Consider the following 21875-nt stretch of genomic DNA (forward strand, 5'->3'; position numbering starts at 1 on the left):
GACTCCGCAACGCAGAAGTCGCGGTAGTCGAACGCGACTACCGCGACTTCTGCGTTCTCAGCCGGAGCCCGATGTCGGGGGCCGGTGGACAGCGCGGGCTACGCCGCGGGAGCGGACGGCGCGGTCGCCGGAAGGGCGTCGCCGAGCTGCGCCGCGTACACCCTCGTCCGGCGGAGGGAGTCGTCGAACCCGTCGTCCAGCGATCCCGCGTACTCCGTGACCGCCATGCGATCGCCCGGCTTCACACCGGGGATGTAGAGGACTGTCCGCCCCTCTACGACATCGGGGACCACCCTCAGCACACCGCGGGTCCGCTTGTTCTGGATCTGAGCGACGGGCTTCCCCTCGACGATCACCACGAACCGCTTGTCCGTGCGGTAGAGGTCGTCGGACACCGACACCAGCACCCCCTCGTCCGAGAGCGTCGCGATCACGAACGGCTGCTGCGCGATCGGCGCCGCTCCGGGAGCGGTCGGCGCGGTCGACTCCGTTGCCGCGGCGGGCTCGGCCGACGTGTCGGCGAGCGCGGGCTCGATCGGCGTCGGAGTAGGGGCCGGCACGGTCGGCACCTCCCGCGAGGGGAGACCGAGCTCGCGGACGTCCGGTCCGCCCGGCTGCCGGCTCGCGGACATCGCCGCCTCGCCGCGATCGAACTGCCCGGCCGGCACGTCCGTCACGGAGTGGCCGAGGAGTCCGAGATCGGCGCCGGGCGAATCCTCCCGCTGGACGATTCCTCCCGCACCCGGGTCGAGCGGGCCGGCCATCGCCGGCGTCGCGGACAGCAGCCCGAGCAGAGTGGTCGCGGCGACGCAGGCCGCTGCAGTGCGCGTGTTCCTCATGGAGATTCCCTTCGATGAAGGCGACCAGCGTCGGAGAGGCAGCACGTCTCTGTCGGCTGCGGCCGGTCGCGACGAGACATTCTCACCTCGACGCACCTCCGGCCGCTCCTCTGTGGCGCGGTACGCACGCGACCCCACGGAGCCCTGCTCGTGAGCCCCCGGATCACTCACCACGCTCTCGTCCGCCTCGCGTCCCCTAGAGCGTCACGGCGAACAACCTCCCCTTCGAATTCTCCGCCGTCAGCGGGTCCAAGATCTTCCCCTCGAACTCCCAGACCTCGAGCTGCTCACCGGGCTTCACATCGGGGATCTCGAACAGCCGATCCGTGCCCTCCTTCCACTCCCGGGCCACCCCCCAGGTGGTATCCCCCTTGATCTCGGCGCGGACGGTGCCGATGGCGACCACGAGCCACTGGTCCGCCGCGAGGAACTTCTCCGGCACCGAGACCACGGCTCTGCCGTCCACGAGGGTCGCCGTGATGTCGGGACTGACCGCGACCTGCTGGTCGAACACCGTCTCCTCCCGGGGCTCGGTGTCCCGGCCGAGATCCCGTCGGCCGAAGTACCGCCGGACCTCCACCCGGCCGCCGTTCCTGCCCGCGTCGATCCGGAAGCGCGCCACGCCGTCCGGACCCTCCGTCGACAGGAGGTGGACGCCGCCGATCTGACCCTCGGCACTGGTCTCGCCGACGTACGTCCCGTCGACATAGACCACGAAGCGCTTCCCCGAGGAGAAGCTCTCCATGGGCAAGGAGACGATCAATCTCCTGTCCGCTTCGAGGGATGCCGCGAAGCCGGGCGTCGGAGCCGGAGTCGACTCGGTCGGCACCTCCTGCACGGGCCGCGCGGGGAGAGGGGCGTCCGCTCCGCCGGGCTGCGGGGAGCCGAGCATGCCCGCGTCGCCCCGGTCGGGCCGCGCGTCCGCCGCGTCCGTCGCGGAACGCCCGAGCAGTCCGAGGTTCGAGCCGCTCGACTCCTGGCCCTGGACGATCGAGGCGTCGCCCCGATCGAGCTCGGAGGCCAGCGCCGGTGACGCCGAGAGCAGGCCGAACAGGGTCGTCGCGGCCACGCAGGCCGCCACAGTGCGGGTGTTTCTCATGGGTATCCCTTTCCTCGGTGCGACCAGCAGCGAAGGAGCGGCGCGTCGAGGGACGGCCGCAGCTGATCGCGACGAGACATCCTCACCTAGACGTCTCGACGATCAGCTGAGGTGGCGCGCCGTGCACGCTCTGCCGCCGACAGGAGTCGAGCGCCCCCCGACGGGTGCTCTCGACGGCAGTCGCTCACAGTCGCCGCACATATCGCTGAGTATCGTTCGGAGCGACACGGTCGTTCGGAACGGCACACTCGGAAGACACACGGAGGTCATCATGAAGAACCAGTCCTCGACCGGCGCGTTCGGCGCCGGCAACCCCGTCGACGGCATCTGGCAGGCGATGGAGCAGGCTCGCGCCGGCTTCGAGAAGCGCGTCGGCACCCGGGTCGGCCGCGGCGACGTCCGCGCCGCCGTCCTCGCCCTCCTCGCCGAGCAGCCGATGCACGGCTACCAGATCATCCACGAGATCGAGGAGCGCAGCGGCGGCAGCTGGAAGCCCAGCCCCGGCTCCGTCTACCCGACCCTGCAGCTGCTCGCCGACGAGGGCCTGATCGCCGCCGACGAGTCGAACGGCCGCAAGACCTACAGCCTCACCGACTCCGGTCGTGCGCAGGTCGCGGCCTCCGGCACCGGCACCCCGTGGTCCGAGTCCGACCAGGTCGACTTCGGCGCGCTGCCGAAGGCCGGCGTCGCGCTCGCCCAGGCCGCCGCGCAGGTCGGCCGCTCGGGCACCCCGGCTCAGATCCGGCAGGCCGTCTCCGAACTCGAGGACGTGCGCCGCCGCCTGTACGCGATCCTCGCGCAGGACTGACCCGGGTGGCGCCGGTCCGCCCGGGTCCTGCCGACCCGGGCCGCCGAGCCCGCAGCGACCAGCGTCGCTACCGCCGCATCCTGCGGTTCGCCTCCTGGCACCTCGCGGTGACCTGGTTCTTCGATCTGCTGCTGCCCCGCATCGGGCTGACGGCGATCGCGCTGCGCACCCGCCCGCAGCGGATGCGGCGCTTCGCGCGCAGCTTCCACGTCCTGGCCGTCGATCTCGGCGGTCTGATGATCAAGGTGGGCCAGTTCATGTCGTCGCGCCTGGACGTCCTGCCGCCCGAGATCACCCGTGAGCTGGAGGGCCTCCAGGACGAGGTGCCGCCGGTCCCCTTCCCGCGGATCCGCGCCCTCGCCGAGGCCGAGCTGGGCATGACGCTCGCGCGCGCCTACGCGGACGTCGACGAGTCTCCGGTGGCCGCGGCCTCGCTCGGGCAGGCGCACCGCGCGCGGCTCTCGCCGGTGGATGCCGCAGACTCCGGGCACGAGAACGCCATCGTCAAGGTCCAGCGCCCGGGCATCGACGAGATCGTCGAGGTCGACCTCGCGGCGCTCCGGCGCATCGGCGGCTGGCTGACCCATGTGCGCCTCGTCTCCGATCGCGTCGACGCGCCCGCGCTCGTCGAGGAGTTCGCGGTCACCAGCCTCGAGGAGATCGACTACCTGCGCGAGGCCGCCAACTCGGTGCGCTTCGCCGCGGACTTCGCCGGCGACCCCCGCGTCGGCGTCCCGGACGTGATCTGGGAGCGCTCGACCCGCAAGGTGCTGACGCTGCAGGACGTCACCGCGATCAAGATCACCGACGCGGAGGGCCTGGCGGCCGCCGGCATCGACCCGCGCGACGTCGCCCCGGTGTTCGCCGCGGTCATGTTCGATCAGCTCTTCACCCACGGCTGGTTCCACGCCGACCCGCACCCGGGCAACGTCTTCGTCACGCCCACCCCCGACGGCGAGCTGCCGTGGCGCCTGACCTTCATCGACTTCGGGATGATGGGCGAGGTGCCGCCGACGACGCGGGCCGGCCTGCGTGCGATGCTGATCGCCGCCGCCTCGCGCGACGGCAAGGGGCTCGTCGACGCGGCGCGCAACGTCGGCGTGCTGCTCCCCTCCGCCGACTCCCGCGAGCTCGAGCGCGCGATGACCCAGCTCTTCGCGCGCTTCGGCGGCATGGGCTTCGCGGAGCTGCGCGAGGTCGATCCGCGCGAGTTCCGCGACTTCGCGATCCAGTTCGGCGACGTGGTGCGCTCGCTGCCGTTCCAGCTGCCCGAGAACTTCCTGCTCATCATCCGGGCCATGTCGCTGACCTCCGGCGTCTGCAGCGCGCTCGACCCGGCGTTCAACCTCTGGGACTCGGTCGAGCCCTACGCGCAGCAGCTGATCCGGGAGGAGCGCGGCAACGTCGCGCAGGACGTGGGGCGGCAGGCGCTCGACACGCTCGGGCTGCTCGTCCGGCTGCCGCGACGCCTGGACGAGCTGACGACGACCCTCGAGGACGGGACCCTCGCGGTCACCGTGCCGACGGTCGAGCGCCGGCTGAACCGGCTCGAGGGGACCGTGCGGCGGGTCGTCTCCGCGGTGCTCTTCGCCGGGCTGCTCATCGCGGGCGCCGTCGTCCGGGCGGACGACACCGTGTTCGGCACGGTGCTGATGGCGGTGTCGGCACTGCCACTGCTGCACGCCCTGTTCTCGCGCTCCCGCCTGCTCTGACCCGGTCGGCGACTGACCGATTCCCGCCAGGTCATCGGTCTCCGCCGATCAGTGGAGAGTCGGCCGATCGAGGGCCACGGTGGAACCACGGTCACCCACCCCCGGGCGCCCGATCAGGTCCGAGGAAAGGAGTCGTCATGATCTTCGCGTTGATCGCCTATCTCATCTCGATCTTCGACTAGTCCCGCCGCATCGGCCGCGGCCACCCGCACACGCACGGGTGACCGCGACCACGACGGGGGATGTGAATCCCACCACCGCGGACCCCACCACCGCGGATCCCGCCACCGCGGACCTGAGCACCACGGAGGAGTCCCGGGATCGTCGAGCGTCAGCGCTCCGATCCGGGCGCGCTCAGCCGCTCCTCCAGCAGGCTGTGCTGTCCGTAGCGGGAGCCGAGCGACCCGCCGGGCTTGCCCCCGATCACCGCGACCCGCAGGGCGTCGCCGGGCTTCGCGGGCTTCATCCTCAGGAAGACCCGATCGCCCACGGACCAGCGGTCCGCGTAGTAGGCGGAACCGCAGTAGGTCTCGCCGATGTACTCGTCGTTCACCAGGACGACGATCCGGGTGCGCGTCCGGAAGAGCCCGGCCGACAGGTCGATCACCACGTCCTGACCGTCCAGGTGGGCGTTGACGGTGGTGTCGACCTGGTACACGGAGTAGTTCGTGGTGCAGAGGGTCGGGTCGGTCGCCGTCCCGCCCGTGTCGCTCGCCGCCGTCGCCGGGGGCGCGGAGGCGAGGCCGAGGAGCGCTGCGGCGATCACGCCGATGGTCGTGGTGCGGACGAGCTTCATCCTGTTCCTTTCGATCGGACTCTCGACCGGTCGGGGGAGGACGGCGGCCTCCCCTCGTCCCGGACGAGAGGGGGTCGTCCGATCCTGGCGGAGCGAGTGCCGAAGGACGTCGTCGCTGTCACGGACTGAGGTGGATGGCACAGAGCCTGCCCTCACCGGCCTCCCGACCGGGAGCCCCTCGGCGGCCTCTCGAAGGGAAGCGATTCCGCCGCCCGGGACGAGAAGCGCCACGGACTTGAAGACGCTTCGGGGCGTCGGCGACAGTGGGCCCCGGTCATCGCGACCGCTCCCTCCGCCCGCACCACGAAAGGAGACAGCCATGATGCCCAACGCCCTCGTTGCGATCTTCATCGCCTTCTTCGGCTCGCTCTAGCGAGTCGACCACGGGGACGCGCCTCTTCCGCCTGAGCAGTCGCCCCTCCCCGTCCTCGAGGCAGACCCCGGCCGTCCCGGCCGCACGTCCCGTCCCGCCCGTTGAAAGGAGTCGATGTGCTGCTCGCATTCTTCGCGTACCTCATCGCCATTCTCGCCTAGCCCGGTGACGCCACCGCGGTCGTGGTCCAGCACCGGAATCGGTGACGGGTCACGACCGCGGGGATCCCGGCATCGGGATCCCCCGCCGCGCATTCCGTCCGATCCGACGAAAGGAGCCGACATGGCGTTCCTGCTGCCCTTCCTCTGGCTGTTCGACCTCTGATGTGGCGCTCCCCCTGAGCGAAGAGCTCGGGGGACGACGACTACGACACGACCGGCAGGGGGAGGCGGAGTCCATCTCCCCGCCTCCCCCTGCCCCACTCCCCCCAGCCCCACCCCGCGCTGCTGAGACCGCGGTCGCGCTGTCTCACGCGAGGACGATCACCTTCCCCGCGATCCGGCCGGCGGCCGCCTCGGCGTGGACCGCCGGCAGCTCGGCCAGCGGCACCCGGCGGGTGACCTCCACGGCCAGCTCCCCCGCGTCGACCAGGGCGACCAGCTCGGCGAGCCGCTCGCGGTTCGGGAGGACGAAGACCGTCGCGGCCCGCACGCCGCGGCTCTCGTCGCCCGGAGTCGACAGGAAGGCCGTCGTGCTGACGACGGCCCCGCCGTCCCGCACCGCGGCGACGAGAGCGGCGAACCGCTCCGGCTCGAGCGGCGCCAGATTGAGCAGCACGTCGACCTGCTCGCCGAGAGCACCGAGCACGTCGGTCCGGGTGCGGTCGACGATCTCGTCGGCCCCCGCCGCACGGACGGCGTCGATGCTGCGCGGAGCGGCGGTCGCCACGACGTGCACGCCGGCGCGCTTCGCGAGCTGCACGGCGTACTTCCCGACCACCCCGCCCGCGCCGACGATGAGGACCCGCTGCCCGGCCACGAGCCGGCCGTCGTCGAACAGCGCCTGCCAGGCGGTGAGCGCCACCGACGGCAGCGCGGCCGCGTCGGCGAGCGGAAGGCTCGTCGGAGCGGCGACCACGGCCTCGGCCGGCGCCAGCACGTACTCGGCCGCTCCCCCGTCGCGCTCCATCGGCAGGAACGCGACGACCGAATCGCCCACCGCCACTCCCTCGACACCGTCGCCGACCGCGTCGACCGTGCCGGACACGTCGTAGCCGGGCACGTGCGGGAGCTCGACCGGGATCGGCAGGAAGCCGCCGCGCATCCCCGCGTCGGCCGCGTTGAAGGCCGAGGCGGCGACCCGGAGCCGCACCTGCCCGGCATCGGGAACCGGGACCGGGATCTCCTCCCGGGCGAGGACCTCGGGTCCACCCACCTCATGGAATCGCACTGCCTGCATGATCGTCTCCCTCGCGTTATTGCTTCCAATTCGAAGTACTGAGGCCACGCTAGCACTGCTTCCAATTCGAAGCAACGGTAGGATCGGAGGCATGACGAAGCCCGCCCTGACCGCGACCCAGCTCTCGGCCTACCTGGCCTTCACCGAGGTGGGCAGCCTGCTGCGGCCCGCGGTCGAGCAGCAGCTGCGCGAGACCGGCGATCTCAGCTACCTGCAGTTCCAGCTGCTGGCGCGGCTCGGCGACGCCCCCGGCGGCCGGCAGCGGATGACCGACCTCGCCGACGGCGTCGTGCACAGCCGCAGCGGCCTCACCTACCAGGCGCAGCTGCTCGAGCAGCGGGGGCTGGTCACCCGCTCCCCGTCGCCGGACGACGAGCGCAGCACGGTCGTCGCACTCACCGGCGCCGGGCGCGACGTCCTGGCCACCGTCTTCCCGGGGCACATCGCGACCGTGCACGGTCTGCTGTTCGCACCTCTCACCGACGCGGACGCGGGCGAGCTGGCGCGCATCCTGGGGCGGGTCGGCGAGCACCTGCGGGCGGCTCCGCCGAGGTCGGCGCGGCGCCGACGGCCGAGAGCATCGCCGGCGCCCGAGGCGCCCGGCGGGCCCTAGAGCAGGCCGGTCAGCACGCCGCCGTCCGCGCGCAGGGCCGCACCGTTCGTCGCGGAGGCGCGCGGGCTGGCGAGGTAGGTGACGAGCGAGGCGATCTCGTCCGGCTCGAGGAAGCGCTCGACGAGGGAGGTCGCGGTGCCGCCGATGATCGCGGCGCGGAGGACGCCGGCCGGCACGCCCTGGGCGTCCGCGATGCCCTGGACACTGCTCGCGACACCGTCGGACCAGGTCGGGCCGCCGAGGACCGTGTTGACCGTGACTCCGGTGCCGCGGGTCAGCTTGGCCAGGCCGTTGCCGAGCGCCAGCATCCCCGCCTTGGTGACGCCGTAGTGCGTCATGTCTCCCGGCACATTCACGCCGGACTCGCTGCTGACGAAGACGATGCGCCCCCAGCCCGACTCGAGCATCGGGTCGAGGAGGTGCCGGGACAGGCGGACTCCGCTCAGCACGTTCACCGTGAAGTAGCGCAGCCACTGCTCGTCGGTGATCGCGGCGAAGGGGGCGACCTCGAACAGGCCGACGTTGTTGACCAGGACGTCCACGCGGCCCAGGAGGCCCAGGAGCCGGTCCACCGACTCCGCGTCGGCGAAGTCGGCGGCGAGGCCCGAGACGACGGCACCCGGGACCTGCGCGCGAAGGCCCTCGACCGCCGCGTGGACTCCCGCCTCGCTGCGCCCGTTGACGACGACCTCGACGCCCTCCCGCAGCAGTGCGAGAGCGATGGCGCGGCCGATGCCCTGCGTCGATCCGCTCACGAAGGCGCGCTTGCCGTTCAGTTCCAGGTCCATGCGGGTCGGTTCCTCTCCGTCGCAGTCGAATGCTTGCCTGGGAAACCATAGCCGAATCACTTTCCGCGTCAAGTGAATTCCGGCTACGCTCGGGGGATGCCCGATCCCGATGACACCCCGCTCGACGGGGAGGACCTCGCGGCCTGGAGCGCGCTCGCGACCCTCCTCGAGTGGCTTCCCGCGGCGCTCGACGCGCAGCTGCTGAAGGACTCCGGCCTCAGCCATTTCGAGTACGGCGTCCTCTACGCCCTGGCCGCCGCGCCGGAGCGGACGCTGCGGATGAGCGCACTGGCCGGCTTCGCGAACAGCTCGCTGTCGCGGCTGTCGCGGGCGGTCTCGCGACTGGAGAACCGCGGCTGGGTCGAGCGGCGGGCCGATCCCGAGGACGGGCGCACGACCCTCGCGACACTGACCGAGGCGGGTGCGGCCCAGCAGTCGCAGGCGGCACCCGGGCACGAGGCCCTGGTCCGCGACGTCGTCCTCGGGCCGCTCAGCGGACGGCAGCGCCGCGAGCTGCGGGTGATCGCCACGACCGTCGCCGGCGCGCTCCGCCCGGACGGCTCGTGGTCGGCGCCGCGGGACGGCCGCGCCGCGGGGTGAGCCACTCCCTCACGACCGCATCGCGCGGATGCCGTGGCGCGAACAGCGAGGAGCGCTCCGGTGAGGGAGCACTCCTCGCCTCGTCTCCGCACCGAGCCGCGTGGACCGGGGGCTCAGCAACTCAGGGGCTCAGGGGCTCAGCTGCTCAACGGCTCAGCGGCTCAGCGGCTCAGCTCCAGATGACCGTGTAGCCGAGGATCTCGCCGGAGAGGATCTGCGTCGACCAGTACACCGAGGGGTCCCCGGACGGCAGTTCACCGAGGAACCCCCACTGCTCGAGGAGCGCGCCCGAGGCGTCGTGGACCTCGATGAAGAGATCCCGCGCGTCGCCCTGGATCGACGTCGTCCAGGAGGAGGGTCCCGGCGGCAGCAGAGGCGACACCTCCTTGAAGAGGTCGCCGTTCCCCTGCCGGTAGCGCACCTCGACGCGGACGGCGCCCGGAGCTCCGTCGTTCGCGAACGTCAGAAGATGCTTGGACGAGGACGGCGCGGACTCGTCGGCAGCTCGGTGGTCGACCGCCCCGTCCTCGACCGGTGCGCGCCCGGGGAGGGAGAGCGGCTGGGCGGCTCGCGGACCGGAGCCCGAGGGTCCCCACTCCGGCGAGGGCGCCACCGCTGCGCCGGCGGCCGGGGTCTCCTCGGTCGTCGCCATCGCCGGCGACACGGCCGACAGACCGACGAGCGCGAGGGTCGTCGAGCAGATCGCCATGGTCTTCCAGAGCTTCATCCTGATTCCTTTCCTCGCCGCGATCGGGGCGGAGGACCCGGTCGTCGGATCACCGGTCGCGGACCGTGAAGACCCCATCGTGCAGCGGGTGCTCGGCAGGCCCGGCATGCTCGGCAGGGAACGACCGCGGTGGCGCAGGACGAGCAGAACGGCGACGGACGGCCGCGCCGTGGGGTGAGCCCTCGCGGCGCGGCCGAACGGCGGCCCTACCGGGGCGTCACCAGGTGAACGTGTAGCCGGGGAGGTTGAAGACGCTCCTGTAGAACCATGCGACGGTGGGGTTCCCGGCGGGCATCTCCCCGGGGTAGCTCCGCTCCGCGAGGACCTCGCCCGAGGCGTCCTTCACCTGGAGGTCGACCTCGCGGTCGTCGCCCTGGAGGGTGGTCTGCCACGCGGGACCCCCGGGCTGGAGGAGCGGGGACACCTCCTTGAAGAAGTCGCCGTTGCTCTGCTGGTAGCGCACCTCGAGGCGCGCGGCACTCGGGGCCTGCGGGGGGTTCGTGAAGGTCAGCGTCCTCTTGGGGGCCGGGGTCGCGGCCGGGTCGACCACCCGGTACTCGACGGTCCGCTCCTCGACCTGGACGAGTCGGTAGCCGGGCGTCTCGAGGTCGCGCGCGCGTTCCGTCAGGGGCGCCGAGAGGTCCTGCGCGGGGGCGACCGCCGCCGCGACCGCTCCACCGCCCTCCGCCGGTGCCGCCGTCGCCGGGGCGGCGGACAGCCCTGCGAGCAAGGCCGCCGTGGAGCAGATCGCCGTCGTCTTCCAGAGTCTCATCGTGATCCCTTCTCTCGCCGCGCGCGGTGGCGGGGACCCGGACCACCGGGTCACCGCTCGCGGATCGTGGAGAGCACAGTCTGCGAGTGGCGCGCCGGATCTCCGCGGTCCGCGTCGGAGAACGATCGGGATGGCACGGAACGGTGCGGACGGCGTCCGATCGCCGGGCGCGGGGGACTCCCTCGCGGGATCAGCTCACGACGATACGGGTGAAGGTCGCAGTCTCGTCGGGGGCGGCGTTCACGTAGGCGTAGCGGCGGGCGGTGGAGAACGCGACGTGCTGCCCGGCCGCGAGTCGGAGGTCCGGCTCGCCCTCGCGCTCGAGCAGGAGCGCGCCGGCGGTGACGAGGAGGATCTCATGCCAGCCGTCGGGGTCGGGCTGCGCCTGGTAGCGGTCGCCGGGGCCGAGGGTCCAGGTCCAGAGCTGCGCCTCAGTGCGGGCGGGGACGGAAGCGAGCAGGACGGCGACGCTCTCCGCGTCCTCGCCGCGCCAGGCCACCTCGTCGATCGCGGCGGGGACGGAGCCGGGAGCGGAGACGAGGGCGGTGAAGCTGGAGCCGAGCGCGATCGCGAGGCGGTCGACGCCGGTCAGGCTGATGTTCGCCTCGCCCGCCTCGACGTTGACGATCGTGCGCCGGCTGATGCCGGAGAGCTCGGCGAGCGCCGCCTGACTCAGCCCGGCCTCCAGCCGCGCCCGGCGGAGGTTGCTGCCGACGTGAGCGAGGACGGCGGAGGGCTCTGGCGTGCGCATCGTTCTGCACTCTATAGTGTGCAGAATGCTGCGCACTCGCCTTCTCTCGGCCGTCCGGTTCTCGCGTCCCGAGTGGGCGCTGATCGGCATCACGGCGCTCTGGGGCGGCACCTTCCTGGCGGTGCACGTGGCGATGCAGCACAGCGGTCCGCTCTTCTTCGTCGGGGTGCGGTTCCTGGCGGCGGGGGTCATCAGCGCGGTGGTCTTCCACCGGTCGCTGCGCGGGATGCGGCGGATCGATCTCGGCGCGGGGGCCGCGATCGGGGTGATGATCGTCCTCGGCTACGGGCTGCAGACCTACGGACTGCAGACGATCCCGAGCAGCACGTCCGCCTTCCTGACCGCGCTGTACGTGCCGCTGGTGCCGCTGCTGCAGTGGGTCGTGCTGCGGAGGCGGCCCGGCGTCCTCACACTGGTCGGCGTCGGACTGGCGTTCGTCGGACTCCTGCTGATCGCGGGGCCGCAGACCGGAGTGGGACTGGGCCCGGGCGAGCTGGCGACGCTGATCAGCACCATCCCCATCGCCGCCGAGATCATCCTGATCAGCGCGTTCGCCGGCCGGGTCGACCTCGGGCGCGTGACCGTCGTGCAGCTCCTGGTCGCCGGGCTGCTCTCCTTCGCCGGCATGCCCTTCGCGGGGGAGGCGATCCCGGCGTTCTCCTGGGTCTGGCTGATCGCCGCCCTCGCCCTCGGGGCCAGCAGCTGCCTCATCCAGCTGACGATGAACTGGGCCCAGCGCTCCGTCTCGCCGACCCGCGCGACGATCATCTACTCCGCCGAGCCGGTCTGGGGCGGCGTGATCGGGCGGCTCGCCGGCGACCGGCTGCCGGCGCTCGCGCTGGCGGGGGCCGCGCTGATCGTGGCGGGGACGCTGGTGAGCGAGCTGCGGCCGCGGCGGGCCGGCGGGGACGCGGCGGCGGTGGACGCGCGGGGACCGGAGGAGGCTTCGGAGGCGGCCACTCCTGCGCCGGAGCGGCTGGACCGCACCTTCGGCTCGTGAGAACGCCTCCGGCTCGCTGGATGTTCGCGATTCGGCGAGCCGAACTCCGTTCCACGAGCCGAACCTCCCACCTCCTGACCTCCGGCTCGCAGAAGCACCCTCGGCTCGCCGGAATCCGCCGATTCCGCGTGCCCGGGGCGGTTTCACGAGCCGAACCTCCGGCGCGACGAGCTCCGGCTCGCAGAAACACCCTCGGCTCGCCGGATCCCGCCGATCTCGCGTGCCCGGAGCGGCTTCACGAGCCGAAGCTTCGGCGCGACGAGCTCCGGCTCGCAGAAACACCCTCGGCTCGCCGGAATCCGCCGATCCCGCGTGCCGGACGCGGTTCCGCGTGCCGGACGTCGGACGGAGCGACCGCCTGCTCAGCAGAGCCAGGCCGGCGGACGACCAGACCCCGGGACTGGCCCGCGGGCAGGAAGTTAGGTTAGGTTAACCTTCGCAACCCCGTCACCCCCTCCGAAGGATCGCCGTGCCCGTCTCCCGCACCCCCCTCCGCCGCACGCCTCTGCGCGTCTCCGCCGTCGCCGCGCTCGGCCTCTCCGCCCTGCTGCTGACCGGATGCTCCGCGGGGGCCGACGCCGCCGGCACCGACGGCACCACCGACGCCGCCGCGACAGGAGCGGGCTTCCCCGTCACCGTCGAGCACGCCTTCGGCGAGACGACCGTCGAGTCGGCGGACCGCGTGGTCGCGACCAGCTGGACCAACCAGGACGTGGCGCTCGCCCTCGGCGTGACCCCGGTCGGCTTCGCGAAGGCCTCCTACGGCGACGAGGACGGCGACGGCCTCCTCGCCTGGACCAAGGAGGCGCTCGACGCGAGCGGCGCCGAGACCCCGACCCTCTTCGACGAGACCGACGGCGTGCCGTTCGAGGCCATCTCCGACCTCACCCCCGACGTGATCCTCTCCGCCTACTCCGGCATCACGCAGCAGGACTACGACACCCTCAGCCAGATCGCCCCGACCGTCGCCTACCCGGGACTGCCCTGGGCGACCACCTGGCAGGACTCCGCCAAGCTCGACGGCGAGGCGCTCGGACTGGGCGAGGAGGCCGAGGCGAAGGTCGCCGAGGTCGAGGACGAGATCGACGCAGCCGTCGCCGCGAAGCCCTCTCTGGCGGGCAAGACCTTCACCTACGGCTGGTACGACCCGACCGACGCCAGCACCTTCACCTACTACACCGGCAACGACGCGCGGGTGAAGTTCGTCGAGGACCTCGGCCTCGAGCTCGCCCCGAGCGTCGTCTCGCTCACCGGCGACTCCGAGCTGTTCAGCGGCACCGTCAGCTCCGAGAACGCCGACCAGCTCGACGCCGACGTCCTCATCGTCTACGGCGACGACACCACCCTCGCGGCGCTGCAGGCCGACCCGCTGCTCTCCAAGATCCCCGCGGTCGCCCGCGGCTCGGTCTACGTCCTCACCGACGACTCCTCCGAGGCGATGGCGACCTCGTCGCCGAACCTGCTGAGCATCCCGTGGGTGCTCGACGAGTACACGACCGGCCTCGCGACCGCCGCCGACAAGGTGTCGTGACCGCCGAGGCCACGGCACCCCACCGGCGCCCCGGACGCGACGACACTCGCCTCCGGGGCGCCGGTGCGCGCTGGCGCGTCCCGGCGCTGATCGCGGTGCTCGCCGCGCTGGTCGTCGCGTCGGTGCTCTCGCTGGTCTACGGCTCGCGCGAGATCCCGCTCGGCGAGATCTGGCCGGCGCTCACCGCACCCGACCCGGACTCGATCGTCGACGCGGCGGTGCAGGGGCGCGTCCCGCGCACGGTCCTGGCGCTCCTCGTCGGCGCCGCGCTCGGGCTCGCCGGCGCGGTGATGCAGGGGATGACCCGCAATCCGCTCGCGGATCCGGGGATCCTGGGGCTGAACGCGGGCGCGTCCCTCGCGGTCGTGCTCGGGATCTCGACGGTCGGAGCGACGACGCTCCCCCAGTTCATCTGGCTCGCCTTCCTCGGCGCGGCGGCGGCCGGGGCCTTCGTCTACGCGGTCGCCTCGCTCGGTCGCGAGGGCGCCACTCCCCTCAAGCTCGCGCTCGCCGGCGCCGCGACCGCCGCGGCCCTCGCCTCGCTGATCAGCGCCGTGCTGCTCACCCAGGACGCGACGCTCAACCGGTTCCGGTTCTGGCAGGTCGGCGGGGTGGGCGGCGCGGAGTTCACGAGCATCCTGCAGGTCCTGCCGTTCCTCGCGGTCGGCGGCGCGCTCGCCATCGGCAGCGCCCGCGGGCTCGACGCCCTCGCCCTCGGCGACGACCTCGCGAAGGGACTCGGCCGCCGCGTCGGCCGCACGCGCCTCGTCGCCGGCCTCGCCGCGGTGCTGCTCTGCGGAGCGGCGACCGCCATCGCGGGGCCGATCGGCTTCATCGGGCTCACCGTGCCGCATCTCGCGCGGCGGTTCACCGGGCCGTCGCACGCCTGGCTGCTCCCCTCTTCTGCGCTGCTCGGCGCGCTGCTGCTGCTGGTCGCCGACGTGATCGGGCGGGTCGTCGCGCGGCCGAGCGATGTGGAGGTGGGCATCGTCACCGCGCTGATCGGGGCTCCGGTGCTGATCGCGATCGTGCGCCGCTCGAAGGTGCGGGCCCTGTGAGCGCCGCCCCGTCACTCCGTTCTCCCGCGGGTGCTCCGCCGCTCGGCGTCGCCGCGGGTCGTCGCCGCCGGGCCCGCCGCACCGCGCTGGGCTGCGGGGTGCTCGCGCTGGTCGCCCTCGCACTCGTCGTCGTGTCGCTCACCGTCGGCAGCACCGTCTACTCGCCGCTCGAAGTGCTGCGGGTGATGCTGGGCGAGACGGTGCCGGGTGCCTCCTTCACCGTCGGCACCCTGCGCCTGCCGCGAACGCTCACCGCCGTGCTGGTCGGCCTGGGCTTCGGGATGGGCGGCGTGATCTTCCAGACGATGCTGCGGAACGCGCTCGCCAGCCCCGACATCATCGGCATCACCTCGGGTGCGAGCGCGGCGGCCGTCGTCGCGATCGCGTTCTTCGGACTCTCGGGAGGCGCGGTCTCGGTGATCGCGGTCGCGGCGGCCCTCGTCACGGCGCTGCTGATCGCCTGGCTCGCCGACGGCAGCGGAGTGATCGGCGCCCGGCTGATCCTGATCGGCATCGGGATCGCGGCGATGCTGCAGAGCGTGATCGCCTACGTGCAGACGCGCGCGCAGTTCGAGGACGTGCAGGAGTCGCTGCGCTGGCTGACCGGGAGCCTCAACTCCGCGTCCTGGGCGGGGGTGCCGGCGCTCGCGCTGTCGATGCTGGTGCTCGTGCCGCTCGCGCTGCTGCTGGCCGGGCGGCTCTCGATGCTGCAGCTCGGCGACGAGTCGGCGACCGCGCTGGGCGTGGACGTGCGGCGCAGCCGGCTGGGGCTGCTCGCTGTGGCCGTGTGCCTGGTCGCCGTCGCGACCGCGGCCACCGGTCCGATCGCGTTCGTCGCCTTCGTCTCCGGGCCGATCGCGCGGCGGCTCGTGCCGGACGCGCGCGTGCCGCTGATCCCGTCCGCGCTGGTCGGGATCGTCGTCGTGCTCGCGGCGGACCTGGTCGCGCAGCACGTCGCGGGGCTCGCCTTCTCCGGCGCCCGCTTCCCCGTCGGAGTGGTGACCGGTGCGCTCGGCGCGCCGTTCCTGCTCTGGCTCCTCGCCCGCCGCAACCGCACCGGAGGATCCCTGTGACCGCCTCGACGCCCGCCATGACCGCCGGTCACTCCACGCTGTCGGTCGACGGCGTGACGCTCGCCTACGACGAGCGTGTGGTCGTCGACGGGCTGTCGCTGACGGTGCCGACCGGGGCGATCAGCGTGATCGTCGGGGCGAACGCCTGCGGCAAGTCGACGCTGCTGCGCGCGATGGCGCGGCTGATCACGCCGAGCGCCGGGGCCGTGCTGCTGGACGGCGAGGCGATCCACCGGCTCCCGACGCGGCAGGTCGCGCAGCGGGTGGGGCTGCTGCCGCAGACGCCGATCGCGCCCGAGGGGATCGCGGTGGCGGATCTGGTCGCGCGCGGGCGGTATCCGCACCGCGGCTGGTTCGGGCGGGGCGCGTCCGCGGACGACGACGCGATCGTGGAGGACGCCCTCCGCGCGACCGGGACGCTGGAGATCGCGGACCGGCCCGTGGACGAGCTGTCCGGCGGGCAGCGGCAGCGGGTGTGGATCGCGCTGGCGCTCGCCCAGCGGACGGACGTGCTGCTGCTCGACGAGCCGACGACCTACCTCGACGTGTCGCACCAGATCGAGGTGCTCGACCTGCTGACCGACCTCAACCGCGAGCGCGGCACGACGATCGTGATCGTGCTGCACGACCTGAACCTGGCGGCGCGGTACGCCGACCACCTCTTCGCGGTGCGAGCGGGCGCGCTGTACGCCTCGGGCACGCCGGCCGAGGTGGTGACCGCGGAGACGGTGCGCGCGGTCTTCGGCATGGAGTCGCGCGTGATCGCGGACCCGGTGTCCGGGACGCCGCTGGTGCTGCCGATCGGCCGGCACCACTCCGGGTGACGGGTCTCGATACTCCCCCGCGGGGCCACTCGACCAGGGCGCTGCGCCGAGACGTCCTCGGACGGTCGAGGCGTCCCGGTGCTGCTGGACGCCTTGACCGTTGCAGGACGCCTCGGCGGGGTGCACTTCTGCTGATCGAGCAGGCCGCGCAGCGGGCGCATCGAGATCCACCGGTGCCGAACGGGCGGTCCGCAGACCAGCCGTCCTGACGACGGCCGGTCCCGCTGCGCCCCTCCGGGGCCGCTCGATCAGCGTGCGGTGTGCGGTGGGAGCGGTTTCCTGGGGCGGGTGTCGGAGGCGTGTGGCACCCTCCTCCGAGGAGTCCGCAGGCGGCGGACGGAGCGGAGCGGCAATGATCGAGCTGGACCTGAGCGGACGGACGGCCCTGGTGACGGGGTCGGGGCAGGGCATCGGACTCGCGATCGCCGTCGGGCTGGCGCGCGCCGGCGCCGAGGTGGTCGTCAACGCGCGGTCGGAGCGATCGGTGCGGCGCGCGATCAAGGACGTGCGCGCGGCGGTGCCCGACGCCACCGTGCGCGGTGTGGCCGCCGACGTCTCGAGCGAGGCCGGGACGGCGAAGCTGCTCGAGTCCGTGCCGCGCGTGGACGTGCTGGTCAACAACCTCGGCATCTTCGGCAGCACCGAGCCGCTCGACATCACCGACGACGAGTGGCGCCGCTACTTCGAGGTCAACGTGCTCACCGGCGTCCGCCTCACCCGCGCCTACCTGCCCGCGATGACGGAGGCGGGCTGGGGCCGCGTCCTCTACATCGGCAGCGACTCCGCCGTCGTCACGCCGGCCGAGATGATCCACTACGGCGTCTCGAAGACCGCGCTGCTCGGCGTCTCCCGCGGCTTCGCGAAGGCCGCCGCCGGCACCGGCGTCACGGTCAACAGCGTGCTCGCCGGGCCGACCCACACCGGCGGCGTCGAGGACTTCGTCTACGAGCTCGTCGACCACTCCCTCCCCTGGGAGGAGGCGCAGCGCGAGTTCATGCGGCTGCACCGCCCGCAGTCGCTGCTCCAGCGCCTGATCGAGCCGGAGGAGATCGCGAACATGGTCGTCTACCTGGCGTCGCCGCTCGCCTCGGCGACCACGGGCGCCGCGGTGCGGGTGGACGGCGGGTACATCGACGCGATCGTGCCGTGAGCGGTCGCGGTGCAGGAGGCGTGGGCCGGGGCAGTCCAAGGGTCCTGCCGGTACGCGACGGCGGGGCGGGGCCGTCGACGCGGGCGGTGCTCTGCCCTCACCACGGTGCTTGAATGAGTCGATGACCTCCCGCGCCGACCACCTCGCCGACTTCGCCGAGTTCCTCACCGCCTCGCCGTCCTCCTTCCACGCCGCGGCGGAGACCGCGCGGCGGCTGGCGGCGGCGGGGTTCGAGTCCGTCGACGAGACCGCCGCGTGGCCCACCGAGCCCGGGCGCTACTTCGTCCTCCGCGACGGGGCGGTCATCGCCTGGCACGTCCCGGCCGGGGCCACCGCGGTGACGCCGTTCCACATCCTCGGCGCACACACCGACTCCCCCGGCTTCAAGCTGAAGCCCCGGCCGACGGTCGAGTCGAAGGGCTGGCTGCAGGCCGGCGTCGAGGTCTACGGCGGGCCGCTGCTCAACTCCTGGCTCGACCGCGAGCTCGAGCTGGCCGGGCGGATCGTCACCCGCGACGGCGCCGAGGTGCTGGTGCGCACCGGCCCGTTCCTGCGGATCCCGCAGCTCGCGATCCACCTCGACCGCGAGGCGAACGACGGCCTGAAGCTCGACCGGCAGAAGCACACCGTCCCCGTCTACGGCTTGGGCGACGCGGACGGGAACGACCTGCTCGAGATTCTCGCCGCGAAGGCCGGGCTCGACGGCGCCGCCGACATCGCCGGCTACGACCTCATCACCGCGGACACCCAGCCGCCCGCGCGCTTCGGCCTCGACGACGCGCTCTTCGCGGCCGGGCGGATGGACGACCTCAGCTCGGTGCACGCGGGACTCGTGGCGCTGCTCGCGGTGAGCGGCACGGATGCGGACTCGGACTCGAACGCGGAGCCGGGGCATATCAGCATGCTCGCCGCCTTCGACCACGAGGAGCTCGGCTCCGCCAGCCGCTCCGGAGCGAGCGGTCCCTTCCTCGAGGACGTGCTCACCCGCATCGGCGCCGCCCTCGGCGCGGGCGTCGACGAGCGCGCCCGGGCGATGGCGCGGTCCTGGTGCCTCTCCGCCGACGCCGGCCACTCCGTGCACCCGAACTACCCGGAGAAGCACGACCCGGTGAACCAGCCGGTCGCCGGCAAGGGGCCGCTGCTCAAGATCAACGCCTCGCAGCGCTATGCGACCGACGCCCGCGGTGCGGCGCTCTGGGCCGGAGTGTGCGCGCGGGCCGGAGTGGAGTTCCAGGAGTTCGTCTCGAACAACACGGTCCCCTGCGGCTCCACGATCGGGCCGCTCACCGCGACCCGCCTCGGCATCTCGACGGTCGACGTCGGCGTGCCGCTGCTGTCGATGCACTCCGCGCGGGAGCTCGCGCACGTCGACGACCTCGTCGCCCTGACCCGCGCGATCGAGGCGTTCTTCACGTCGGCCGACTGACGCCGGCGGGCCTGCAGCCCGGCGTCTCAAGGGGGGCGGATCTCGATACGCGCGCTCCGCGCGCTACTCGATCAGCATGAAAGGGGGCGCGCTGCGCGCGCTACTCGATCAGCAGGGACGGGGCGCGCTGCGCGATCGGCACGAAGGGCGCGTTGCTCGCGCTGCCCGATCAGCATGGCGGGGTGCTGCGCTCGCTGCCCGATCCGAAGGCGGCCTCTGCAGCACCATGCTGGTCGAGTAGCCCCGAAGGGGCGTATCGAGACCCACCCTCCTCGGCAGTGCCGGTCCGGAGACGCGGTCCTCCGACGTGGGCGGGACGGCCCCTCCCGGATCGCAACCCCCTTGTCGCGCCACCCGAGCACGGGGTGCCCTGGGGCATGCGCGAAGTGAAGCTCGTCCGTCTCGTCAGCCGTCTCGAGAACGTGGCCGCCCTCGATCCGCTCGTCGACCGGGTCAAGAAGGTGGTCGACGCGGTCATCCGCCCGCAGCCCGTGCGCGACGTGCTGCACGGCGTGCCGATCGGGCACCCGGTGCATCCGCTGCTCGTGCTCGTGCCCACCGGCGCGTGGGTGTCGGCGGCAGTCCTGGATCTGCTGCCCGGCAACGAGCGCGCCGCTCGCACCCTGGTCGCCCTGGGCGTCGTCAGCGTGCTGCCCACCGCCGCCGCCGGCTACACGGACTGGTCCGAGTTGCACGAGCAGCAGAAGCGCGTCGGGCTCGTGCACGCGGCGGCCAACGTCGCCGGGACCATCCTCTACACAGCGTCCTTCGTCCAGCGCGTGCGCGGTCGGCAGGCGAGCGGGAAGGCGCTCGGAATGCTCGGCCTCGCCGTCGTCTCCGGCGGCGGCTACCTCGGCGGCCACCTCAGCTACCGGCAGGCGGCGGGAGCGAATCACACGGAGGACGTGCCGCACCGCTTCCCCACCGGCTGGCAGACCCTCGGACCGCTGGCCGAGCTGCCCGAGAGCACACCCGTGAAGAAGACCGTCGCCGAGACCCCGCTGCTCGCCGTCCGCCGCGGCGACCGCGTCGACGTGCTCTCGAACGTCTGCAGCCACCTCTCCGGCCCCCTCCACGAGGGCGAGCTCCGCGGCACCGGCGCCGACGCCTGCATCACCTGCCCCTGGCACGCGAGCGCCTTCTCGCTCGAGACCGGCGAGGTCGTCCGCGGCCCCGCCACCTCGCCGCAGCCGCGCTTCGAGACGCGCGTCACCGACGGCCTGGTGGAGGTGCTGCTGCCGCACGCGGGCTGACGCGGGACCGCCGCGCGCCTCAGTCCATCCGCGGCCACTCGCTCGTCAGCGACGCCTCGATCGCCCGATGGCGGAACCCGTAGAGCTTTCCGCGGTCGATGATCCCGCGGACGGTATCGAGCCGCTGCGCCGTCGTCCCCACCTCCGACGGCTTCGACAGACCGAGAGCGCGGGCGATCCGGGTGAGCGAGCGGTCGCGAGCGGGCAGTGCCGCCATCGCCTCGAGGAAGGCGCGCTCTCGCGCGGGCAACCGGCCGAGGATCCGCTCGACATGCGCGGCCGCCTCCCGCTGCACGCCTCGCCAGCCCGCAAGCACCTGCCGGCGCGTGATCGTGGCGTCGGTCCCCGCGTACCAAGCGCTCTCCCCGGCCAGCTGGAACAGGAACGGCTCACCGCGGCAGAGGTCGACGATCGCCGCGACGGCGTCGGCCTCCATCCGGATGCGGCCCGTCCCACCCGCGCCGTCCGCGACCTCCCAGCCGGGCAGCACGAAGTCCTGCAGCGCCGCGACGATGTCGTCGTCGTCGATGGCGGTCAGCACGGTCGTCTTGAAGCGGCGAGCGAAGGTGGCGCCCTTCTGGCCGCCGGCGCGGTCCTCGAAGTCAGGCAAGCCGGTGAGGTAGACCGCGATGGGCAGGAAGCGGGTCACCTGTACGCCGCCCGGCAGCGTGACCGTCTCCTCGTGGGTGATGGCATCGCCGAGCGCGATCAGCAGCTGCGAGAGGCCGCTCTCGTCGGCGATGTTCTGCACCTCGTCGAGGTGCACGAGCACGACGACGTCCTGCGCGATCGCGGCCCGGCCCACCTCGACGAGCAGCTCGGTCAGCGCGGTGTGCGCCTCCGGGCCGTCCTGTCCGCGGAGGGTGAGCGACAGCCCGGATGCAGCGACCGCCTGCACGCGCTCGAGGAGGGCCGCGATCCGCTTCTCCCGGGCCGTCGGCAGACCGGCGGCCTCGGCGAGAGCGAGCAGGGCGGCGGCCACGAGCTTCAGCGGATCGGCACCCGACGGGATGCGCAGCTGCGGAGTCACCCAGTCGCCGTCCGCTGCGGCGTCGCGGGCGATCCGCCGCACCAGGGCGGACTTGCCGAGTCCGGGCTCGCCGAGGATCGTGCGGCCGCGCTCGGGGAGGCCTCGCGCGAGGCGGGGACGGAGCACGTCACGCCAATCGCTCAGCTGCGTCGTCCGCCCCGCCCAGATCTCGGGCACCGCGTCGGAGCCGGGACTGAACGGGTTGTCGAGGGAGCTGCGCATGTTGATAATGTTATCAACTCGACCATCGGCGA

22 protein-coding genes are annotated in these 21875 nt (G+C 72.9%); 13 read left to right on the plus strand and 9 right to left on the minus strand.

The window, feature by feature from the left end; genetic code table 11:
- Nucleotides 1-98: 98 nt before the first annotated feature.
- Together C1I64_RS14210 and C1I64_RS14215 are read right to left on the minus strand one after the other, a co-directional pair.
- Nucleotides 99-839 carry a hypothetical protein gene (locus C1I64_RS14210; protein ID WP_127887638.1) on the minus strand — a complete coding sequence of 247 codons (741 nt, stop codon included), beginning with the start codon at nucleotides 837-839 and terminating at the stop codon, nucleotides 99-101.
- Between the two features lie 196 nt (nucleotides 840-1035).
- Nucleotides 1036-1938 (minus strand): hypothetical protein, encoded by a 903-nt coding sequence (locus C1I64_RS14215; protein ID WP_127887639.1) that lies wholly within the window; start codon nucleotides 1936-1938, stop codon nucleotides 1036-1038.
- 271 nt (nucleotides 1939-2209) lie between these two features.
- On the opposite strand from C1I64_RS14215, the gene C1I64_RS14220 reads away from it, so the two are divergent.
- Both C1I64_RS14220 and C1I64_RS14225 read left to right on the plus strand, forming a co-directional pair.
- A complete protein-coding gene (locus C1I64_RS14220) occupies nucleotides 2210-2746 on the plus strand; it encodes a PadR family transcriptional regulator (protein ID WP_123446929.1) in 537 nt (178 codons plus the stop codon).
- 5 nt (nucleotides 2747-2751) lie between these two features.
- Nucleotides 2752-4458 carry an ABC1 kinase family protein gene (locus C1I64_RS14225; RefSeq protein ID WP_127887640.1) on the plus strand — a complete coding sequence of 569 codons (1707 nt, stop codon included), beginning with the start codon at nucleotides 2752-2754 and terminating at the stop codon, nucleotides 4456-4458.
- A 331-nt stretch (nucleotides 4459-4789) separates the two neighbouring features.
- Here C1I64_RS14225 and C1I64_RS14230 read toward each other — a convergent pair whose 3' ends face one another.
- Nucleotides 4790-5254 (minus strand): hypothetical protein, encoded by a 465-nt coding sequence (locus C1I64_RS14230; protein ID WP_127887641.1) that lies wholly within the window; start codon nucleotides 5252-5254, stop codon nucleotides 4790-4792.
- An 841-nt stretch (nucleotides 5255-6095) separates the two neighbouring features.
- Complete coding sequence (locus tag C1I64_RS14235) at nucleotides 6096-7025, minus strand: NADP-dependent oxidoreductase (protein WP_127887642.1); 930 nt, start codon at nucleotides 7023-7025, stop codon at nucleotides 6096-6098.
- Nucleotides 7026-7116: 91 nt separating this feature from the next.
- Between C1I64_RS14235 and C1I64_RS14240 the strand changes: the two genes are divergently transcribed.
- Nucleotides 7117-7638, plus strand: coding sequence for a MarR family winged helix-turn-helix transcriptional regulator (locus C1I64_RS14240; protein ID WP_127887643.1), 522 nt, complete (start codon nucleotides 7117-7119; stop codon nucleotides 7636-7638).
- Here C1I64_RS14240 and C1I64_RS14245 read toward each other — a convergent pair.
- Nucleotides 7635-8426 (minus strand): SDR family NAD(P)-dependent oxidoreductase, encoded by a 792-nt coding sequence (locus tag C1I64_RS14245; protein ID WP_127887644.1) that lies wholly within the window; start codon nucleotides 8424-8426, stop codon nucleotides 7635-7637. The genes C1I64_RS14240 and C1I64_RS14245 overlap by 4 nt on opposite strands.
- 96 nt (nucleotides 8427-8522) lie before the next feature.
- Here C1I64_RS14245 and C1I64_RS14250 point away from each other — a divergent pair, with 96 nt between their 5' ends.
- Entirely contained in the window at nucleotides 8523-9026 is a 504-nt protein-coding gene (locus C1I64_RS14250; RefSeq protein WP_127887645.1) for a MarR family winged helix-turn-helix transcriptional regulator, read from the plus strand.
- 169 nt (nucleotides 9027-9195) lie between these two features.
- On the opposite strand, the gene C1I64_RS14255 is transcribed toward C1I64_RS14250, so the two are convergent.
- A complete protein-coding gene (locus C1I64_RS14255; RefSeq protein ID WP_127887646.1) occupies nucleotides 9196-9753 on the minus strand; it encodes a hypothetical protein in 558 nt (185 codons plus the stop codon).
- On the opposite strand from C1I64_RS14255, the gene C1I64_RS14260 reads away from it, so the two are divergent.
- Nucleotides 9734-9931, plus strand: a complete 198-nt coding sequence (locus tag C1I64_RS14260; RefSeq protein ID WP_127887647.1) for a hypothetical protein — start codon at nucleotides 9734-9736, stop codon at nucleotides 9929-9931. The genes C1I64_RS14255 and C1I64_RS14260 overlap by 20 nt on opposite strands.
- A gap of 39 nt (nucleotides 9932-9970) precedes the next feature.
- Here the strand turns inward: C1I64_RS14260 and C1I64_RS14265 are convergent, their stop codons facing one another.
- Both C1I64_RS14265 and C1I64_RS14270 read right to left on the minus strand, forming a co-directional pair.
- Nucleotides 9971-10525: a hypothetical protein gene (locus C1I64_RS14265; RefSeq protein WP_127887648.1), complete on the minus strand. Its 555-nt coding sequence runs from the start codon at nucleotides 10523-10525 to the stop codon at nucleotides 9971-9973.
- 190 nt (nucleotides 10526-10715) lie between these two features.
- Nucleotides 10716-11276: a helix-turn-helix transcriptional regulator gene (locus C1I64_RS14270; protein WP_127887649.1), complete on the minus strand. Its 561-nt coding sequence runs from the start codon at nucleotides 11274-11276 to the stop codon at nucleotides 10716-10718.
- Nucleotides 11277-11301: 25 nt separating this feature from the next.
- Between C1I64_RS14270 and C1I64_RS14275 the strand changes: the two genes are divergently transcribed.
- From C1I64_RS14275 to C1I64_RS14310, 8 genes are all read left to right on the plus strand, one after another.
- On the plus strand, nucleotides 11302-12276 hold the full coding sequence (locus C1I64_RS14275) for a DMT family transporter (protein WP_127887650.1): 975 nt from the start codon (nucleotides 11302-11304) through the stop codon (nucleotides 12274-12276).
- A 469-nt stretch (nucleotides 12277-12745) separates the two neighbouring features.
- The gene (locus C1I64_RS14280) at nucleotides 12746-13807 is read left to right on the plus strand and encodes an iron-siderophore ABC transporter substrate-binding protein (RefSeq protein ID WP_127887651.1); all 1062 of its coding nucleotides are present in this window, start codon (nucleotides 12746-12748) and stop codon (nucleotides 13805-13807) included.
- Nucleotides 13804-14865: a FecCD family ABC transporter permease gene (locus C1I64_RS14285; RefSeq protein WP_127887652.1), complete on the plus strand. Its 1062-nt coding sequence runs from the start codon at nucleotides 13804-13806 to the stop codon at nucleotides 14863-14865. The genes C1I64_RS14280 and C1I64_RS14285 overlap by 4 nt, the downstream gene beginning before the upstream one ends.
- A complete protein-coding gene (locus tag C1I64_RS14290; RefSeq protein WP_127887653.1) occupies nucleotides 14862-15938 on the plus strand; it encodes a FecCD family ABC transporter permease in 1077 nt (358 codons plus the stop codon). Before C1I64_RS14285 ends, C1I64_RS14290 begins: the two co-directional genes overlap by 4 nt.
- Nucleotides 15939-15955: 17 nt before the next feature.
- Nucleotides 15956-16762 (plus strand): ABC transporter ATP-binding protein, encoded by an 807-nt coding sequence (locus C1I64_RS14295; protein WP_123447069.1) that lies wholly within the window; start codon nucleotides 15956-15958, stop codon nucleotides 16760-16762.
- 355 nt (nucleotides 16763-17117) lie between these two features.
- Nucleotides 17118-17912 carry an SDR family NAD(P)-dependent oxidoreductase gene (locus C1I64_RS14300; protein ID WP_127888588.1) on the plus strand — a complete coding sequence of 265 codons (795 nt, stop codon included), beginning with the start codon at nucleotides 17118-17120 and terminating at the stop codon, nucleotides 17910-17912.
- Between the two features lie 121 nt (nucleotides 17913-18033).
- Nucleotides 18034-19338: a M18 family aminopeptidase gene (locus C1I64_RS14305; RefSeq protein ID WP_127887654.1), complete on the plus strand. Its 1305-nt coding sequence runs from the start codon at nucleotides 18034-18036 to the stop codon at nucleotides 19336-19338.
- 377 nt (nucleotides 19339-19715) lie between these two features.
- Complete coding sequence (locus C1I64_RS14310; RefSeq protein WP_127887655.1) at nucleotides 19716-20591, plus strand: Rieske (2Fe-2S) protein; 876 nt, start codon at nucleotides 19716-19718, stop codon at nucleotides 20589-20591.
- A 19-nt stretch (nucleotides 20592-20610) separates the two neighbouring features.
- On the opposite strand, the gene C1I64_RS14315 is transcribed toward C1I64_RS14310, so the two are convergent.
- Nucleotides 20611-21843 carry an ATP-binding protein gene (locus C1I64_RS14315; RefSeq protein ID WP_127887656.1) on the minus strand — a complete coding sequence of 411 codons (1233 nt, stop codon included), beginning with the start codon at nucleotides 21841-21843 and terminating at the stop codon, nucleotides 20611-20613.
- Between the last annotated feature and the right edge of the window lie 32 nt (nucleotides 21844-21875).

This window comes from Rathayibacter festucae DSM 15932, assembly GCF_004011135.1.
Lineage (GTDB): Bacteria > Actinomycetota > Actinomycetes > Actinomycetales > Microbacteriaceae > Rathayibacter > Rathayibacter festucae.

Excerpts from the sequence above, each read along its gene's own strand:
- C1I64_RS14260 (WP_127887647.1), top strand. The coding sequence starts at position 9,734 with ATGGTCTTCCAGAGCTTCATCCTGATTCCTTTCCTCGCCGCGATCGGG.
- C1I64_RS14295 (WP_123447069.1), top strand. The coding sequence starts at position 15,956 with ATGACCGCCGGTCACTCCACGCTGTCGGTCGACGGCGTGACGCTCGCC.
- C1I64_RS14230 (WP_127887641.1), bottom strand. The coding sequence starts at position 5,254 with ATGAAGCTCGTCCGCACCACGACCATCGGCGTGATCGCCGCAGCGCTC.
- C1I64_RS14255 (WP_127887646.1), bottom strand. The coding sequence starts at position 9,753 with ATGAAGCTCTGGAAGACCATGGCGATCTGCTCGACGACCCTCGCGCTC.
- C1I64_RS14275 (WP_127887650.1), top strand. The coding sequence starts at position 11,302 with ATGCTGCGCACTCGCCTTCTCTCGGCCGTCCGGTTCTCGCGTCCCGAG.
- C1I64_RS14270 (WP_127887649.1), bottom strand. The coding sequence starts at position 11,276 with ATGCGCACGCCAGAGCCCTCCGCCGTCCTCGCTCACGTCGGCAGCAAC.
- C1I64_RS14210 (WP_127887638.1), bottom strand. The coding sequence starts at position 839 with ATGAGGAACACGCGCACTGCAGCGGCCTGCGTCGCCGCGACCACTCTG.
- C1I64_RS14310 (WP_127887655.1), top strand. The coding sequence starts at position 19,716 with ATGCGCGAAGTGAAGCTCGTCCGTCTCGTCAGCCGTCTCGAGAACGTG.
- C1I64_RS14220 (WP_123446929.1), top strand. The coding sequence starts at position 2,210 with ATGAAGAACCAGTCCTCGACCGGCGCGTTCGGCGCCGGCAACCCCGTC.
- C1I64_RS14315 (WP_127887656.1), bottom strand. The coding sequence starts at position 21,843 with ATGCGCAGCTCCCTCGACAACCCGTTCAGTCCCGGCTCCGACGCGGTG.
- C1I64_RS14245 (WP_127887644.1), bottom strand. The coding sequence starts at position 8,426 with ATGGACCTGGAACTGAACGGCAAGCGCGCCTTCGTGAGCGGATCGACG.
- C1I64_RS14215 (WP_127887639.1), bottom strand. The coding sequence starts at position 1,938 with ATGAGAAACACCCGCACTGTGGCGGCCTGCGTGGCCGCGACGACCCTG.
- C1I64_RS14265 (WP_127887648.1), bottom strand. The coding sequence starts at position 10,525 with ATGAGACTCTGGAAGACGACGGCGATCTGCTCCACGGCGGCCTTGCTC.
- C1I64_RS14250 (WP_127887645.1), top strand. The coding sequence starts at position 8,523 with ATGCCCGATCCCGATGACACCCCGCTCGACGGGGAGGACCTCGCGGCC.
- C1I64_RS14235 (WP_127887642.1), bottom strand. The coding sequence starts at position 7,025 with ATGCAGGCAGTGCGATTCCATGAGGTGGGTGGACCCGAGGTCCTCGCC.
- C1I64_RS14240 (WP_127887643.1), top strand. The coding sequence starts at position 7,117 with ATGACGAAGCCCGCCCTGACCGCGACCCAGCTCTCGGCCTACCTGGCC.
- C1I64_RS14305 (WP_127887654.1), top strand. The coding sequence starts at position 18,034 with ATGACCTCCCGCGCCGACCACCTCGCCGACTTCGCCGAGTTCCTCACC.